This window comes from Pantoea sp. X-Soil-TKNS-1207 (assembly GCF_059730485.1).
The window spans coordinates 270,039-285,492 of sequence record NZ_AP035959.1; the positions used below are offsets into that span (position 1 = coordinate 270,039).

Annotated in this window: 15 protein-coding genes; 8 read left to right on the plus strand and 7 right to left on the minus strand. The window is 55.6% G+C overall.

Features of this window, described 5'->3' with window-relative positions; all coding sequences use genetic code 11:
* The first annotated feature begins 130 nt into the window (after positions 1 to 130).
* The 4 genes from AC6I8V_RS21445 (at position 131) to AC6I8V_RS21460 (ending at position 3,204) form a co-directional block, all read left to right on the plus strand.
* Entirely contained in the window at positions 131 to 454 is a 324-nt protein-coding gene (locus AC6I8V_RS21445) for an antibiotic biosynthesis monooxygenase family protein (protein ID WP_497846492.1), read from the plus strand.
* On the plus strand, positions 447 to 836 hold the full coding sequence (locus tag AC6I8V_RS21450; RefSeq protein WP_497846493.1) for an amino acid-binding protein: 390 nt from the start codon (positions 447 to 449) through the stop codon (positions 834 to 836). The genes AC6I8V_RS21445 and AC6I8V_RS21450 overlap by 8 nt, the downstream gene beginning before the upstream one ends.
* On the plus strand, positions 836 to 1,531 hold the full coding sequence (locus AC6I8V_RS21455) for an ArsR/SmtB family transcription factor (RefSeq protein ID WP_497846587.1): 696 nt from the start codon (positions 836 to 838) through the stop codon (positions 1,529 to 1,531). Before AC6I8V_RS21450 ends, AC6I8V_RS21455 begins: the two co-directional genes overlap by 1 nt.
* A gap of 119 nt (positions 1,532 to 1,650) precedes the next feature.
* Complete coding sequence (locus AC6I8V_RS21460) at positions 1,651 to 3,204, plus strand: GGDEF domain-containing protein (protein ID WP_497846494.1); 1,554 nt, start codon at positions 1,651 to 1,653, stop codon at positions 3,202 to 3,204.
* Between the two features lie 57 nt (positions 3,205 to 3,261).
* Here the strand turns inward: AC6I8V_RS21460 and AC6I8V_RS21465 are convergent, their stop codons facing one another.
* Positions 3,262 to 4,152, minus strand: a complete 891-nt coding sequence (locus AC6I8V_RS21465; protein WP_497846495.1) for an oxidoreductase — start codon at positions 4,150 to 4,152, stop codon at positions 3,262 to 3,264.
* Between the two features lie 230 nt (positions 4,153 to 4,382).
* On the opposite strand from AC6I8V_RS21465, the gene AC6I8V_RS21470 reads away from it, so the two are divergent.
* Both AC6I8V_RS21470 and AC6I8V_RS21475 read left to right on the plus strand, forming a co-directional pair.
* On the plus strand, positions 4,383 to 5,015 hold the full coding sequence (locus tag AC6I8V_RS21470; protein ID WP_497846496.1) for a YbhB/YbcL family Raf kinase inhibitor-like protein: 633 nt from the start codon (positions 4,383 to 4,385) through the stop codon (positions 5,013 to 5,015).
* Positions 5,015 to 5,842, plus strand: coding sequence for a helix-turn-helix transcriptional regulator (locus AC6I8V_RS21475; protein ID WP_497846497.1), 828 nt, complete (start codon positions 5,015 to 5,017; stop codon positions 5,840 to 5,842). The genes AC6I8V_RS21470 and AC6I8V_RS21475 overlap by 1 nt, the downstream gene beginning before the upstream one ends.
* 50 nt (positions 5,843 to 5,892) lie before the next feature.
* Here the strand turns inward: AC6I8V_RS21475 and AC6I8V_RS21480 are convergent, their stop codons facing one another.
* Positions 5,893 to 7,851 (minus strand): glycoside hydrolase family 127 protein, encoded by a 1,959-nt coding sequence (locus tag AC6I8V_RS21480; protein WP_497846498.1) that lies wholly within the window; start codon positions 7,849 to 7,851, stop codon positions 5,893 to 5,895.
* Positions 7,852 to 7,861: 10 nt separating this feature from the next.
* Positions 7,862 to 9,262, minus strand: a complete 1,401-nt coding sequence (locus AC6I8V_RS21485; protein WP_497846499.1) for an MFS transporter — start codon at positions 9,260 to 9,262, stop codon at positions 7,862 to 7,864.
* Positions 9,263 to 9,486: 224 nt separating this feature from the next.
* On the opposite strand from AC6I8V_RS21485, the gene AC6I8V_RS21490 reads away from it, so the two are divergent.
* Together AC6I8V_RS21490 and AC6I8V_RS21495 are read left to right on the plus strand one after the other, a co-directional pair.
* Positions 9,487 to 10,305, plus strand: coding sequence for an AraC family transcriptional regulator (locus AC6I8V_RS21490; protein ID WP_497846500.1), 819 nt, complete (start codon positions 9,487 to 9,489; stop codon positions 10,303 to 10,305).
* A gap of 268 nt (positions 10,306 to 10,573) precedes the next feature.
* On the plus strand, positions 10,574 to 10,999 hold the full coding sequence (locus AC6I8V_RS21495) for an ASCH domain-containing protein (protein WP_497846501.1): 426 nt from the start codon (positions 10,574 to 10,576) through the stop codon (positions 10,997 to 10,999).
* Between the two features lie 354 nt (positions 11,000 to 11,353).
* On the opposite strand, the gene AC6I8V_RS21500 is transcribed toward AC6I8V_RS21495, so the two are convergent.
* The 4 genes from AC6I8V_RS21500 to AC6I8V_RS21515 form a co-directional block, all read right to left on the minus strand.
* Complete coding sequence (locus AC6I8V_RS21500) at positions 11,354 to 12,382, minus strand: LLM class flavin-dependent oxidoreductase (RefSeq protein WP_497846502.1); 1,029 nt, start codon at positions 12,380 to 12,382, stop codon at positions 11,354 to 11,356.
* A gap of 154 nt (positions 12,383 to 12,536) precedes the next feature.
* On the minus strand, positions 12,537 to 13,460 hold the full coding sequence (locus AC6I8V_RS21505) for an alpha/beta hydrolase (RefSeq protein ID WP_497846503.1): 924 nt from the start codon (positions 13,458 to 13,460) through the stop codon (positions 12,537 to 12,539).
* On the minus strand, positions 13,450 to 14,319 hold the full coding sequence (locus AC6I8V_RS21510) for an alpha/beta fold hydrolase (protein ID WP_497846504.1): 870 nt from the start codon (positions 14,317 to 14,319) through the stop codon (positions 13,450 to 13,452). The genes AC6I8V_RS21505 and AC6I8V_RS21510 overlap by 11 nt, the downstream gene beginning before the upstream one ends.
* Positions 14,312 to 15,391, minus strand: a complete 1,080-nt coding sequence (locus AC6I8V_RS21515) for a sugar phosphate isomerase/epimerase family protein (protein WP_497846505.1) — start codon at positions 15,389 to 15,391, stop codon at positions 14,312 to 14,314. The genes AC6I8V_RS21510 and AC6I8V_RS21515 overlap by 8 nt, the downstream gene beginning before the upstream one ends.
* Between the last annotated feature and the right edge of the window lie 63 nt (positions 15,392 to 15,454).

Genomic DNA, 15,454 nt, shown 5'->3' on the forward strand with positions numbered 1-15,454 from the left:
TTGATTCCCCGTTGTCGCATATTTTTTTATCGCTGTGCAACTTCCCCGCCATCCACATTTCGCTGTTCACCGAAGCATCCTTTTGCCACCACAGTAAGCTGCATCGGCAACGTCCTGATGGAGTTATTCAATGATCGCCGTTCTTTTTGAAGCAGATGCTTTACCGGAAGCGCAACAACGCTATCTTCAGCTGGCCAGCGAGCTGAAGCCTTTACTGGCAGATATGCCCGGATTTATCGCCCTGGAAAGGTTTCAAAGCCTGTCGACGCCGGGAAAATTGCTTTCGCTGTCGTGGTGGGAGGATGAAGAGTCCGTGCTCCGCTGGAAAAGCAATCTGATGCACCAGGCCGCACAGGAAGAAGGTAAGCAGTCCATTTTTTCATTCTACAGAATCCGTGTCGCCCGGGTGTTCCGGGATTACGCCTCTGAAACAGGAAAACCGCAGCATGTATGATATCCATGTCGTTCTCAGTCATTCGTCAGGTTCACTGGCTGCGTTTGGTACCATTCTGGGCCGCAACGGTGTCGGGCTGGAGGGGGGCGGCGTTTTTACCACGTCCGAGGGGGGCCACGCTCATTTTCTGGTTGAGGATGGTGAGACCGCCCGTCAGGTATTGGCGGATGCCGGTTTTGACGTCAGAAACGTGACGCGTCCGCTGATCAGAAAACTCCGGCAGGAGCGTCCGGGTGAACTCGGCGAAATCGCTGACGTCATCGCGCAGAGTGGCGTTAATATTCTGGTTCAGTATAGCGATCACCGTAACCGGCTTATCCTGCTCACCGATAATAATCAACGGGCCGGGGAAGTGACCAGACAATGGGAAACCGCATCTTAATGCGCCTTGTAAAAACGGCATCGGATCCACAGCAGAGCCTGGAGCAATCCATGGCCGCGGTTGCGTCCGCCATCTCTGACCCGTCAAGGGTCAGTATTCTCTGCGCCCTGATGGATGGCCGCGCCTGGACGGCCACCGAGCTGAGTGGAGTGGCCGACATTGCGCCATCGACCACCAGCGGACATTTAACCCGGCTGTTAAGCAACGGGTTGATCCGGTGTCTTTCTCAGGGGCGCCACAGATATTACAGTCTGGCGGGGCAGGAAATTGCCGGGCTGCTGGAGAATCTGATGGGGGTTTCAATGCGCTCCCAGGGTTCCCCAGCGCCGCGAACGCCAGTGCATCTCCGTCGTGCCCGCACCTGCTATGACCATCTGGCCGGTGAAATTGCCGTCAGGATTTATGCGTTCATGCTGAGTGAAAACTGGATGGAGCCGGATGGCAATGCGCTGACTTCGCTGGGGCGCACCCATTTGCAGAATCTCGGTGTCGTGCTCGATCCTCATCCGCGAAGAAAGGCCTGCTGCGCCTGCCTGGACTGGAGCGAAAGACGATTCCATCTGGGGGGTGACGCGGGTGCGGCCCTGCTGACGCTATTTCTGCAAAAAGGCTGGCTGAGCAGAACACCGGGATATCGGGAAGTCACGGTGACGGATCCGGGCAAAATCGCGCTGAAGCGACTGTTCCAAATCTGAATAAATCCTGATAATTTTCTCACCGCGTCCACCCCGCGATCGGCGCTGTCGGCGCCCATCGCTCCCAGACTCTCTCTTCATGTGCTTAACTTTATTTGATATTCAGGAAGAGGGCACAGATGAAGCTGCTGAGGAAAACCGACACCGATTTACCGGCCATACGGTTGTTGATGCGAAGCATTGCCCTTTCAGGCGTGCTGCTGACCCTGGCAGTGGTGGGGATCAATGCATGGATGTTGCGTGAGTCATGGAACAATACGGTCAGCCGGGCGGAAGCCATGGCGGTCAATCTGTCGCTGTCGCAGGCCCGCCAGGCTGAAGATACCCTCCTTCAGACCGAGCTTTCCCTGCGCGAGGTGCAGCGCACTTTGCAGGCACAAATGGCGTCAGGGGTGAATGGCGCAGCGCTGAGCCAAATCATGCGGGATCTACAGGGAAGATTGCCTCAGCTGCATGGGTTGTTTTACTACGATGCGCAGGGGAAATGGATCGCCACGTCGGAGAGACACGTTCCCACTAATATCAATAATTCCGACCGCGAATACTTCAGTTATCACCGGGCTAACCTGCGTAATAGCCTGCATATCGGGCCGGTTATCCGCAGCCGCAGCACGGGAGACCTGGTGATCCCCGTTTCCGTCCGCGTTAACGATAGCGCCGGTGGATTCAATGGCGTGCTGCTGGCCACCATCAAAGTGGACTATTTCCGCCGTTTCTACAGTTACTACGAGCTGGGAAACCGTGACGTTCTGGTGCTAATGCTGGCAGACAGCACGGTTTTGTATGCCCGTCCGCTACCCGACAGCGTTATCGGCAAGAGTATGTCCGGCAGCCGCCTGTTTCAGGAGATGCTCGCCCGCACCGACAGCGGCAGCGGGGAGTGGAATTCTGCGCTGGATGGCGCGGATCGCATCTTTGGTTTTGCCCGCTCGGAGCGCTATCCGCTGGTTGTCGCGGCGGGCTATGACGAAAATAGCCTGTTTCGCAGCTGGGTTGCCGGCAAGGTGCAGGATGTCACCCTGAACATCGCGCTGCTGGGCGCGATCATCATGCTGGGGGTGTTGATCCTGCGGCAGGCGCGTCGGAGCCTGCGCTATCAACTCGAACTGAGCCGTCTGCGTGATGAGCTGACCGCCGTCAATCTCAGTCTGGAAACGCTGGCAAATGCCGATGGCCTGACCGGCCTGGCGAATCGCAGGCAGTTCGACCGCTTTTTGCAGAGCAGTCTGGCACAGGCGCAGGCAACGGGAACGACGGTTTCCCTGATCCTGATGGATATTGATTACTTCAAACGGTACAACGACACCTATGGCCACGTTGCAGGCGATGAATGTCTTAAGACTGTCGCCCGCGCCCTGAAAAATCTGCCGTTGCGCGCCACGGATATTGTCGCGCGCTATGGCGGTGAAGAGTTTGCCATCATCATGCCGGGATCACCTCCGGCTGCGGCGCTCAGCATCGCTGACCATGCGGTAAAAGCCATCAGGCAGCTGGCGATTCCTCACCACACCTCAGCCATCGCGGCAGGCCATGTGACGCTCAGCGCCGGATGCGCATCGTCAGGAAAAGTGGCGGCGGAGATCTTGATCCATAAAGCTGATGAAGCACTGTATCGGGCAAAACAGCAGGGGCGCGATCGGATGGCGGCAGAGGAAAGTTCCGTTAGCGGATAGTGCCGGATAGCGCATCATCCGCCCTCTGGCAGATCCGGAAGGTGTAGCACCCTGTAATCAACCCGGCCCATCGCTTGCCGCAGCCAGTAGCGGCACCACCAGATCACTTATCGGCGTCGGGATGCCATGCGCCAGTCCCCGTCGCTGAACCACGCCGTTGCGGCAATCCCACTCCAGCGGTCGGTCAGCCTGCCGGTCGGCAAGGATGGAGGTGCCCAAATCCGTCGGAGCGCGATGAAACCAGTCGAGGATCTCATGCGCCACTTCGTCACCCAGGTTCGCGCCTTCGGCGCGCGCCACCGCCAGGCATTCCCGCAGGTAATCCAGCGCCAGATGGGTGATATCGGGGCGCGAAAACATACCGGCGCGCCGACCAGTGAGCACCATCAATCCCGCAACGGCGTTTTGCAACAGCTTACGCCAGGCGATCGACGCAAAATCCTCCGCGACATCCACCGTGCAGCGGGTATCACGCAATGCTTCAACGACTAAGCGGCTGTCTGGCGTGGCAGGCAGTGTCAGACGCGCTTTGGCGCGCAGCCACACGGAAGCATCGGCTTCGCGCTGGGCGGGAAACCACACAACCGCAGGCAACACCGGATTGCCGGACAGCCAGGGCGCGAACAGGGCTGTCTGCTCAACACCATTTTGCAGCACGCAGACCACGCTGCTTTCATGGCATAACGCGGCCAGCCAGGGCGCGGCGGCGGCCACCTGCGTCGATTTAACCGCGACGAAGACCAGGTCAACCCGTTGCTTTACCCTGGCCGGATCGTTGATGACCGGACCGGGTACCACAATCTCTCCGCCATCGAAACGCAGCGAGAGGTTTTCATGTGCGGTGCGGCCACAAATTGTCGGGGTACGTCCCGCCTCGTGCAGCGCGGCGGCGATAGTGGTGCCAATGGCCCCAGGGCCAACGAGGGCGATGGTTGGATGTTGTGACATGTTCTCTTTCCGGTTCGGCTGGGGAGTGGGTAATTAACTTACCGAACGGTTCGGCGTTATGCCAGGGATCAACAGGGGGGAATTTTTAACCTTCTGTGACAATTGCCTGTCCAGTCAAAATGATGGCCTGAGGAAGAAATCTGACCGGATAAGTGACATCTGCGCGTTAGCGAGCCAGTATACTCAGACAGGTATTTAATGGTTTTCAGCTCAACTGATGAGGCAATAGCATGAAATTATTCAGCCACAGTTTCAAAGACGGTGCAGTTATTCCCGGTAAAAACAGCTTTGCTGTCTACGATGCCGGGAGTCATATCCGCCTATCTGACAACCTTAACCCGCATTTGGGCTGGGATGAGGTGCCTGCCGGTACGCAGTCGCTGGTGCTGATTTGTCACGATACCGATGTGCCCACCAGCGGCGAAGATGTAAACCAGGAAGGTAAAACCGTTCCGGCTTCGCTGCCGCGCGCCGATTTTTATCACTGGACGTTGCTGAATATTCCGGCGACGCAGACAGAAATTGCCGAAGGTTCGCAGTCGCAGGGCATTACCGCCAAAGGTAAACCGGGTCCCGCCGCGCCACAGGGTCTGACTCACGGCATAAATGATTACACCTCCTGGTTTGCCGGTGATGAGGCGATGGGCGGTACTTACTATGGCTACGATGGCCCTTGCCCGCCGTGGAATGATGAAATCGTTCATCATTATGTTTTCACCCTGTATGCGCTGGCGGCGCCTGCGCTGAAGGTTGAAGGTGAACTGACCGGGGCGAATATTCGTCGTGCGCTTGAGAACAGCGATGTGTTAGCCAAAGCGACTCTGGTCGGGCTGTACAGTCTGAACCCTGACGTGAAAATGTAATGCAGGAAAAATTCTGGTCGGATCTGTCCGGCCACAGTCGCTGTCGCAACAACCTGGTCTCGGTGACGTATCCGAGGCTCAGGGTTGAGCAACGAACCCGCGCGTTTTTCTTTTTTGAGCCAACCTTGCTGGTGGTGCTGGCGGGAAAGATTGAGATCTGTTTTGCCGGGGAACGTTATTCCCTGGCCGATCCCTGCGCGGCGGGGATAATCGATCAGGGCGTGATTGCCGATTATATCAAGCATCCGGCTGACAGCCTGTCGCCGTTCCGCTCACTCTTTGTCAGCCTCAAACCTGAGGTGCTGGAAAGTTTTTATCAGGCTTTTCAGGACAAAATCAGCGCGGCGAGAAAAAAGCCGCAGCTCAGCACGTTGCCGGTGAACAGCAGCCTGCACGATTCCCTGCGTGAGTTGCTGATCGGTCTGGATAATCCGCATCTCAGCGATGAACGAATCCGCCTGAAAATTTTTGACCTGCTGCTGGTGTTGTCAGAACAGAATATCCAGTTCTCTTTGCCGCCGCGCCAGGGCGTTTTCCCGCGTCTCAGCGATCTGTTGCGTGCGTCGCCGGAAACCGGATGGACGGCGCGATCGGCCGGAGAAGCGCTGGCCATGAGTGAATCCACCCTGCGGCGACGATTGCGGGAGGAGGGGATCCGCTTCGAGCAGTTGCTGCTGGATATCCGTATGCATCACGGTTTGATGCTGGTGCAAACCACCAACTGGAATATGACGCAGGTCGCGGATGCCTGCGGCTATAAATCGGTGTCACGTTTTGCTGAACGGTTTAAACACCGCTTCGGCCTCTCTCCCGCGCGCCTGCGTTAGTGCCGGTATCGAAAAACGTCAGGCAGCGCAGTGCGCGCTGCCTGCTTGTGTTACCGCGCTTCATCCACCCAGATACGCATTTCTCCTGCACCCCGGTTGGCCCAGCTAAACCACGGAATAAAGGTCAGCCGCTGCGGCTGATGGGTAAGCGGGGCGGTGTCGTAATGCCACAGCGGTTTTTGCGCGGGTGCGTCCATGCTGCGTCGATAGCCTTCCGCCTGGATCAGCATCTTATGCGCGAAGATGCCTTTGCCCTCAAAGGTGGTGAAGCTGCTCGTCACCGGCAGCGTCAGATTATGTAGCGCCTCGCCGTTATCCGCCTCCTCAAGACAATACACCAGCGGCCCACGCTGAAGCGCCACCTTCCCGGCCTGCTGGCGAACCAGCGGGTTGCCATACAGACGGCGCACCGGCATCGGCAGGGTCAGCGTCAGTGAATCCCCTTCCTGCCAGCGACGGCTAAGGTAGAGATAGCCTTTATCGATCCTGCCCGTTACCGCTGCGCCGTTCAGCGTCACCTGCGGATCATCGCACCAGTCGGGTAAACGCAGGGCGAGGGTATGGTCCACCGCCACGGGCGAGGTGATATCAATGCTGACCTGCTCCTGCCATGGGAAATTGCCACTGATGCGCAGCCGCAATTCCTGTTCACCAACCGGGATAGCGGCGCTATTCCCGACATACAGATTAATGAACAGCGCCTCGGCGCGGACGGTATAGATGTAATGACCTAACGAGGTCAGCAAGCGCGCGATGTTGGGCGGACAACAGGCGCAACCGAACCAGCGCTGACGTACCGGTTTGACGTGATCATAAATGTGGTTGAATGGCAGCGATTTAGGATGAACTTCGAGCGGATTTACGTAGAAGAAGTGCTTGCCATCCAGAGCCATGCCGCCCAGCACCGTGTTATACAGCGCGCGTTCCATCACGTCGGCATAGTGGCTGTCGGCCTCCATCTCCAGCATCCGGCGGGCAAACATCATCAAACCAATCGAGGCGCAGCTTTCCGCGTAGACCGTGTCATTGGGCAGATCGTAATCGCTGCTGAAGGCTTCGCCGCTGCTCTGCGAACCAATGCCGCCGGTGATATACAGCTGACGCTGCGCCATGTTTTGCCATAACCGCAGGCAATCCTGACGTTTGTTTTCGTCTTTGCTCAGACGCGCCAGGTGCGCCATGCCGGTCATCAGATAGACAAAGCGCACCGCATGGCCGATGGCGGTTTGCTGCTCTGCCAGCGGCTGATGCGCCTGACTGTAAGCCTTGTCGTTGACCATCCATGCCGGACCGTAGGTGTTCCAGTACGAGGTTCTGCCGCGTTTTTCATATTCAATGTCGTAGAAATGCGGTTGCGTGCCGCGCGCTTCGATAAAGTATTTCACCAGCGCCAGGTAGCGGGGCTGCTGTGTCACTTCATACAGCCGCATCAGCGCCAGTTCCACCTCCGGATGGCCCGGATAGCCGTGCAGCTGGCCTTCGGCCGGGCCGAAAACCGTATCGATATGGTCTGCCAGTTTACATACCACCTCTAACAACCGGCGTTTGCCCGTTCCCTGAAAGTACGCCACCCCCGCTTCAATTAAATGCCCGGCGCAGTAAAGCTCATGGCATTCCGCCAGGTTGGTCCAGCGTTCACCGGGCGCTTTGACGGTGAAATAGGTGTTGAGATAGCCATCTTCCTGCTGGGCGGCTGCAACCAGTTCAATCACCTCATCGGCGGTTTTTTCCAGTTCGGCATTGGGTTGCTGACACAATGACCAGGCGACAGCCTCCAGCCATTTCGCCACGTCGCTGTCCTGAAAGACCATGCCGTAAAACTCTCCTTCTTCCATGCCTGCCGCGATACGGAAATTGCTGATGGCATGGCTGGGTTCCGCCTCGGGGATGCGGTCATTCAGGGCTTCCCATTGATATGGGATCACCACATCACGGACCAGCTGCTGATATTGACCCAGAAAAGGATCGCTGATTTTCAGGTTGTGCAGATCGGGTTCCATAACAGACATCTTATTCTCCTCAGGACTGAATCTGGCGCTGGCGTAAGTCGGTGGCAATGTTCGCCATCATCGGATCGCTGAGCTTGCAGTAGCGCAGCGACACGGCCAGCAGCAGGTGAAAAAGGGCAGGCAACAGGCTTTCCAGCGTGCTAATGCCCTGCAATGAGGCCGCGGTCTGATGAGACGTGCCGGGCTGATAGGCCACGAAGATAAACACCAGGCTGATAATGCCTGCGCTGGAGGCCCAGGCCAGCTTGATAAAAAACAGGTTGAAGGCAAAGTTCATCCCGGAGGAGCGCACCCCGGTTTTCCACTCGCCGTAGTCATCGGCAAACGCCATCAGCGAGAAATGCAGCGGCAGGGTGAAGCCGAGGATCACGCCATTGCTCAGGATCACCACCAGCCACAGCAGCTGATGTGCCGGGCCGCTGGGTAAAAACCACATGCCGACCGCCAGCAGGGCCAGCACGATATTGGTGTGGAAGTACAATTTGACCGTATCCATTCGGCGCGACAGCAGATTCACCACCACCGCGCCAAGAATCGCGGCGAAGGTCACCATGGTGAAAAACAGCGACATATACGTTGTGCTGCCGTTAAGTACGTAAGTGATGAAGTACATGTAGCCCCCACCACGGATATTGAAGACGTTGATCAGCAGGAATGACATCAACAGCATCAGCAGCAGCTGGTCGTTGTTGCGCAGGCCAGCCAGATGTTCACGCAGGGTAAATTTACCCATCAATGCCAGCGGCACGCGTTCCCGCACCCAGAAAAAGCAGCACAGGAACATAACGACAGCGAGGGTACAGAGTACGCCAACGCCCAGCTGATAACCCTGCGCGGTATCGCCTTTACCGAGGGTGAGGACCAGCCACGGCAGGCCGACCGAAACCAGAAATCCTGCGCCACCGCACAGCACAAAGCGCCAGGACTGGCAGGACAGCACTTCGTTGTGGCGGGTCGTCATGGTGTTGATCAGCGCGCAGTAGGGAACGTTGATGGCGGTATAGCTCACCGAAAGCAGCAGGTAGGTGCCGAACGCCCAGGCAATTTTGACCCCCATCGCGGCGTGCGGCACGGTGAAGGTGAGAACGCCAATGATGCCGATCGGCAGCGCTATCCATAACTGCCAGGGACGAAAGCGGCCCCAGCGGCTTTGTGTGCGGTCAGCAATCACCCCCATTATCGGGTCGGATACGGCATCAAAGACGCGCAGCGCGATAAATAAGGTGCCGACGATCGCCGGGGTGAGTCCAAACACATCGGTATAAAAGAACGTCAGAAAATTCATGATCAGGCAGGTAATCACGGTCCCGCCAGCATCACCCAGCCCATAACCTATTTTTTCACGTATTGATAAACGATCATCCAATGCCCGCTGAGCAATTTCTGTTTGGTGAATCGGCGTTGAGGTCATTGATTAACTCCTCATGAAACTGAATTTTTTATGATGTTTTGTAGAGTACGCCGTTAATTCTGCATCAAAACCTGGCCGCAACAAGGGGAGGGAAAGGTATAAAAAGGTGACGATTCCGACGACATGATTAAATTGTGATGTTGATCCGGGCTAATGAATAAAATTCATGATAATCAATAGCTAAAGTGAGAAAAATATCTTATATACGCGGGAAAAACATATAAATGCTCGAATTATCCATAGCACTTCCGATCAGGGTGCAGAACGGCGGCCTGTTTATCTCGCGGGGCAGCGGGCGGCATAAGTCGCGCACGCTGACCTCCTGGGAAATCATCTTTGTCGAGAAAGGGACGTTAAGCATCCAGGAGGAGGAGAGCGTATTTGAGGTGAACGCCGGAGAGAGTTTGTTGTTATGGCCTTTTCGTCGGCACGTTGGCATTCAGGATTTCCCTGCCGATCTCCGCTTCTACTGGCTGCATTTCGAGTTGCAGGATAACGTGCCGGAAAGTGAATGGGTGAAGCATCTCGCGTTGCCGCAGCACGGCAAATCCAGCGATCCCCAGTACGTTATTTCGCTGTTCCGGCAGTTTCTGAACGAGCAGGAAAGATTGCAACGTAGCCCGGCACTGGAAATTATTCTGCTGCTGATTCTGCAACAGATCGCCTCCAGCGCCTTGCCGGAGAGCCACAGTGAGAGTCCGGGCGTGGCGCTGGCGTATAAGGCGCAGCATCTTATCCACACCCAGTTTCATCTGCCGCTATCGACCTCTTCGCTGGCGAAGGAACTTAACTGCAACGCGGATTATCTGGGGCGGATTTACCGCAGTGCATTTCATTTAACGGTGACGGAAGCCATTCATCGGCAGCGTATTCGGGCAGCCGAGAAAATGCTGGTTAATGAATTTGTTTCATTAAAAGAGGTGGCCGAGCGTTGTGGATTCAGGGATGTCGGCTATTTTCGTCAGATATTCCGTAAGCACACCTCAATCACCCCCGCCGCGTGGAAACGCCGTTACTGCAAGGAGCATATTAATTCAGACTAAAAATCGCAGAGATGAGACCGATTATGATAGCGATTGGCATTTTTATGCAGCCAAAGAACTCAGCGGAAAATGATTAACAGCAAGAACCCTGTTTTGGTTCTGAGTGTTAAATATACGCTAAATACCTTAGTTATTTTCGGGTTAAAGGCCGCTTTTACGCTTTCTTTATAATATGAAAGAAACCAGGCTATAGTATGTCTATATCCCACCCGAGATTTTCCATATTGAACGATGGAGATTGAGCAGGAAGTGAAGAGAAAGGAATAATATGAAAGCAATTGTTGTACCCCAACCCTATGCCTGGTTATTGGCAAACGGGCAATGCGACATTATTAACCAGATTTGGCCGACGGACTTTACAGGTCAGGTACTTATCTATGCTTCAAGTAAGAATCTCACCCGGAAAAAATGGCTGTTTGTGCGAAGCATACTTATGAAAAAACCGGCTGGCGGCAATAATCTGGCGCTTCCTCCCCATGACCAGCTCATGAGTGGCGGGGTTCAGGGCTATGCCACCATTACAGGCTGCGTTAAGAGCAATGATTCTCATTGGTTCAAAGGCCCGTACGGTCTGACAATATCTGAAGCAGGCGTTGTCCCCTTTCAAAAGGCACGGTGTAAAAACGGCTGTATATTTGAATCCACCTTCGAACTCGAAACCATCGATAAAAAAAATATTTTAATAGATAAATAATTTATCTTGATAACATGATAAATCATCACGGCCTGACCGATTTATGATTTCACAGCGTTAAACTCGCAATACGTGATTAAATTTACGGCAGGCCTGCATTCATATATATACAATTGGTATCAATTCAGGTTGTCATCATTAGCACTCAATTAGTCACGCGCTGTAGAGTGCACAACGGAAAACATAGCATTAACGATCGTTAACTCTGCTGTTGCCAGTAAAAAAATAACAAATTTCCCCTCCATTGATATCAACAAGGCGATCAGCGAAGGACATCATTCTCAGCGCGTTATAGCTTTTTTCTGAATGCGAAAAATAATACGTCGCTTTGTCATTTCTGTCTGATGCGCTGTACTAACGCAACACCGGGGTCCAGCCAAGTTGTGGCGCAATTAGCGTGGAAAAATCGCTGATAATCTGGCTGTATTCATCAAAGCTAAATTCATAAGGCAACTCGATGCGTAATTCCTGCACCAGGCGTAGCACCGGATCGTTAACCAACCGCGCTAAGATTTGTTCAGCACTGCCGACAATATCCTGAGAGAACAGGGTGCGTCGCGGACCTTGCGGTGTCAGCGTCCGCTCATGACGACTGGCGGCAAACTGGTGATAACGTTTGCGGGTAGCGGCATCGGCACTGTCAGTCGGGATAATCACACGCCCCGCAGCGATACGTGGCGCAGGCAGGGTACTCTGCCCGCTATGCGCACGATAAAGCTGGATTTGCGACAGCTGCGCGGCGTAATAATCCCCGGTCTCCTCACCGGAGGTGAGATTGCCAATCAGCAGGTTAAAGCCATTTATCCCCGCCCACTGCGCTGATCGCAGCGAACCGCCGCCATACCATAAACGATGCGCCAGACCCGGTGCGTGGGGCTGAATACGCGGGCGTTGCGTGCTGCCGGGCGCGGTAATCACCGTATTTTCATCGCCGAAATAGTGGCCGCTGAGATTCTCACGCAGCCGCAGCACGCGCTGGTAGGAGAAATCCTGCTGCCGCCACTCCTCGCCAAATACCGAGGAACCAATCAGTTCAAGGTGATTGGGTTGACCGGCGCTCAGCCCCACATTCAGGCGCCCGCCGGATAATATATCTACCGTCGATAAATCTTCCGCCAGACGGAAGGGGCTTTCATACCCCATCTGGATCACCGCGCTGCCCAGTTCAATATGCCGCGTCCTTTGTGTGGCCGCCGCCAGAAACGTGCTGGCCGATGACACGCCGTGCTCCAGATGTCGCTGACGCACCCAGGCACCGTTGAATCCCAGGCGCTCACCCAATTCGAACAGGCGTAACGTCTGTTCCAGCCCTGCAATGGGGGCATGATCGGGATAGTTGCCCGGTGTGAGAAAGGAGATATGCGATATCGCAGGTTGAGTCATGGGGTTTTTCTAATCCTCAGTAGAGTTTCACAAAACATCTCAACCCTACGAGGTAGCGGGAAATCAGAAAACTAATAAAAAAAGCTAATTAAATCTGATAATTGCATATCAGGGTGCCAGGATATAGCCGCCGGAGCGGCTATGTTAAGTGACGTTATTCCGCCCAGAGCAGGGCCGCTTTGCTGTAAACCTGCTCAGCCTGAGGGGTGATCCCGGTCATATGCATTGCGCCATGCAGGGTTCCCGTGAGCAGTGCGGTTTGTACGCGTACGCCCGCCTGTGCCAGCCGTCCGGCAAAATGTTCGCCTTCACTGCGCAGCGGATCATATTCGCAAACCAGCAGCGTCGTATCCGGCAACCCGTGCAGAGAGACCGCCGCCGCCGGACTGGCCAGCGCGTTGGTGCTATCTGCCTCGCTATTCAGATATGCCTGCCAGCACCAGGCCATGATTGCGCGGGTCAGCCCGTAGCCGCTGCCATATTGCTGGTAAGACGCGCCGCTCATTCCGGCATCCAGTGCCGGATATAAAAGCAGCTGACGAGCGACAGGTGGCCCCTGTTCCTCCCTTGCCAGCAAACAGGCGGCCGCAGCGATATTGCCTCCGGCGCTGTCACCCCCGACGGCGATTCTCATCTTATCGATGCCATACTCATCTGCCTGCCGGGCAACCGCACACAGAACCGCATAAAAATCCGTCAGCGGCACGGGGAATTTATGCTCGGGAGCGAGCCGATAATCCACGGCGAATACCACGCTGCCTGTCGATTGCGCCAGCTGGTAGCAGGGGGTGTTCCAGGCATCAGGACCGCCAAGGCACCAGCCGCCGCCGTGCGCATAAACCAGCGCAGGCCGTGCCTGCTGCTGTTCAAGCTGCGCGGGGAGATACATACGTACCGGGATCGGATAGCCATCCCCGGCCAGCACGGAGAATTCCCGGCTGGCATGGGCCTCCGCAATAACCGCCTGCTGGGCAATTAATCCGGCGTCGGTTGCCGCTCTGATCGCTTCCAGCGGCAGTTCCGGATTAAACGGCGGCACGCTGGCCAGCCAGTTTAGGGTTGCTGCATCAGGCTGCATGGCACTTCTCCTGCAAAAAACGGCTCACCAGCGCACAGAACGCTTCCGGGCACTCTTCGGTGATGAAATGCCCGCAGTCATCGACGATGGCGCTTTGCAGATCCGGGGCAACCTTTACCATCGTCTGCGCCGGGGCATCCCTGGTGGCGTGTTGAGCGCCAATCGCCAGCACCGGCATACCCAGCGTCGTCAGGGCGCGTTGCTGGTTTTGCCGGATGGTTTCCGGAATGGCCCTGTAGTAGTTAAAACCTGCTTCCAGCCGTCCGGGCACGCTGTAGGCGGCGATATAGACATCAGCTGCCACGCGTTCACGCCGCCATGACCATTTATCAAACATGTAGCTGAGATATTGCTGCTCACGACCCGCAATCAACGCTTCCGGCAGGCCGCTGAGCTGGTTAAACATGAAATGCCAGAGAAAGATATTTTCTTCCGGTGTGACAAAAATCTCGGGTGCCGGTGCCAGACCAGGGATAACCGCTTCGGTTAACACCAGACACTCCACGGCAGCAGGAAAATCTGCCGCCAGGGCGTAGCCAACCCACATACCAATATCATGGCCAATAACCGGATAGCGGGCGTGTCCCAGCTGTAACATCGCCTGATGCAGCAGGGCGGCAATATTGCCGGTATCGTATCCTTCCGCTGGCGCGTCCGATTCACCGCTGCCGGGGGGATCGACAGCCACCGCGGTGTAACCCATGCTGGCGAGGTGCTGCATCACATATCGCCAGGTATACCAGGTCTGAGGCCAGCCAGGGATAAGCAGTACCGCAGGTCCGGTCCCCTGGGTGACGCAATGCAGGCGATGGCCGCCGACGCGCAGATAATGATGTTGCTGAGTGTGTGAATCAGACATGTTGCTGGCTCCCGCCTGAGTGAATGCCCAGGAGCTGGTTCAGCTGTGTCTGGCTGACCGGTGCAGCGGCAAAATCATCAAAAATCTTGTCAGTAACCTGGATGATATGGTCGTGGATGAACGCAGCGCCTTCGCGAGCGCCATCGTGTTTATTTTTCACACAGCATTCCCATTCCAGTGTCGCCCAGCCCTGATAACCGTTAAGGGTGAGAGTGGAAAAAATCGCTTTGAAATCGACCTGGCCGTCACCGGTGGAGCGGAAACGCCCGGCACGGTCGGCCCATGACTGATAGCCGCCGTACATGCCCTGGCGTCCGGTCGGGTTAAATTCCGCGTCCTTCACATGGAACATCCGGATAAAGTCTTTATAGATATCCAGGTATTCGAGGTAGTTAAGTTGCTGAAGCACAAAATGGCTGGGATCAAACAGGATCTTGCAACGCGGGTGATTGCCGGTGCGCTGTAAAAACATCTCGAACGAAATACCATCGTGCAGGTCTTCGCCGGGGTGAATTTCGTAACACAGGTTGATGCCCTGTTCATCGCACGCATTCAGCACCGGTAACCAGCGGCGTGCCAGCTCGTCAAACGCCGTTTCCATCAGTCCGGCGGGACGTTGCGGAAAGGGGAAGATATAGGGCCACGCGAAAGAACCGGAAAAGGTGCCCATATCGGTGAGGCCCAGCCGGGCAGACGCGCTGACGGCCGCAAACAGTTGCTGCTGCGCCCATGCTGTCCGCTCTGCCGGTTTACCGTGCAGATGTGCAGGGGCGAAGCTGTCGCACAACGCATCATACGCGGGGTGTACCGCCATCAGCTGACCAAAAATATGGCTGGTGAGTTCACTGATCTCCAGCCCATGTTGCGCCAGCATCCCCCTGATATCGTCACAATATTGCTGGCTTTCTGCCGCCAGATTCACATCAAAAAGGCGTTTATCCCAGGCCGGGATCTGTAACGCGCGAAACCCCTGTTCTGCCGCCCAGCTGGCGATGTTTTCAAGCGTGTTAAACGGAAAAACATCATCACTGAATTGTGCCAGATGCAGACTCGGCCCTTTTATCGTTTTCATCACTGTCTCCATTGTTTGTCAATCGACAAACAATAGGGGTAAGCTGATGCTGCGACAAGTTTT

Bases quoted from the DNA above. Each gene is read 5' to 3' on its own strand.
- AC6I8V_RS21445 (WP_497846492.1), top strand. From the start codon at position 131: ATGATCGCCGTTCTTTTTGAAGCAGATGCTTTACCGGAAGCGCAACAA.
- AC6I8V_RS21450 (WP_497846493.1), top strand. From the start codon at position 447: ATGTATGATATCCATGTCGTTCTCAGTCATTCGTCAGGTTCACTGGCT.
- AC6I8V_RS21455 (WP_497846587.1), top strand. From the start codon at position 836: ATGCGCCTTGTAAAAACGGCATCGGATCCACAGCAGAGCCTGGAGCAA.
- AC6I8V_RS21460 (WP_497846494.1), top strand. From the start codon at position 1,651: ATGAAGCTGCTGAGGAAAACCGACACCGATTTACCGGCCATACGGTTG.
- AC6I8V_RS21465 (WP_497846495.1), bottom strand. From the start codon at position 4,152: ATGTCACAACATCCAACCATCGCCCTCGTTGGCCCTGGGGCCATTGGC.
- AC6I8V_RS21470 (WP_497846496.1), top strand. From the start codon at position 4,383: ATGAAATTATTCAGCCACAGTTTCAAAGACGGTGCAGTTATTCCCGGT.
- AC6I8V_RS21475 (WP_497846497.1), top strand. From the start codon at position 5,015: ATGCAGGAAAAATTCTGGTCGGATCTGTCCGGCCACAGTCGCTGTCGC.
- AC6I8V_RS21480 (WP_497846498.1), bottom strand. From the start codon at position 7,851: ATGTCTGTTATGGAACCCGATCTGCACAACCTGAAAATCAGCGATCCT.
- AC6I8V_RS21485 (WP_497846499.1), bottom strand. From the start codon at position 9,262: ATGACCTCAACGCCGATTCACCAAACAGAAATTGCTCAGCGGGCATTG.
- AC6I8V_RS21490 (WP_497846500.1), top strand. From the start codon at position 9,487: ATGCTCGAATTATCCATAGCACTTCCGATCAGGGTGCAGAACGGCGGC.
- AC6I8V_RS21495 (WP_497846501.1), top strand. From the start codon at position 10,574: ATGAAAGCAATTGTTGTACCCCAACCCTATGCCTGGTTATTGGCAAAC.
- AC6I8V_RS21500 (WP_497846502.1), bottom strand. From the start codon at position 12,382: ATGACTCAACCTGCGATATCGCATATCTCCTTTCTCACACCGGGCAAC.
- AC6I8V_RS21505 (WP_497846503.1), bottom strand. From the start codon at position 13,460: ATGCAGCCTGATGCAGCAACCCTAAACTGGCTGGCCAGCGTGCCGCCG.
- AC6I8V_RS21510 (WP_497846504.1), bottom strand. From the start codon at position 14,319: ATGTCTGATTCACACACTCAGCAACATCATTATCTGCGCGTCGGCGGC.
- AC6I8V_RS21515 (WP_497846505.1), bottom strand. From the start codon at position 15,391: ATGAAAACGATAAAAGGGCCGAGTCTGCATCTGGCACAATTCAGTGAT.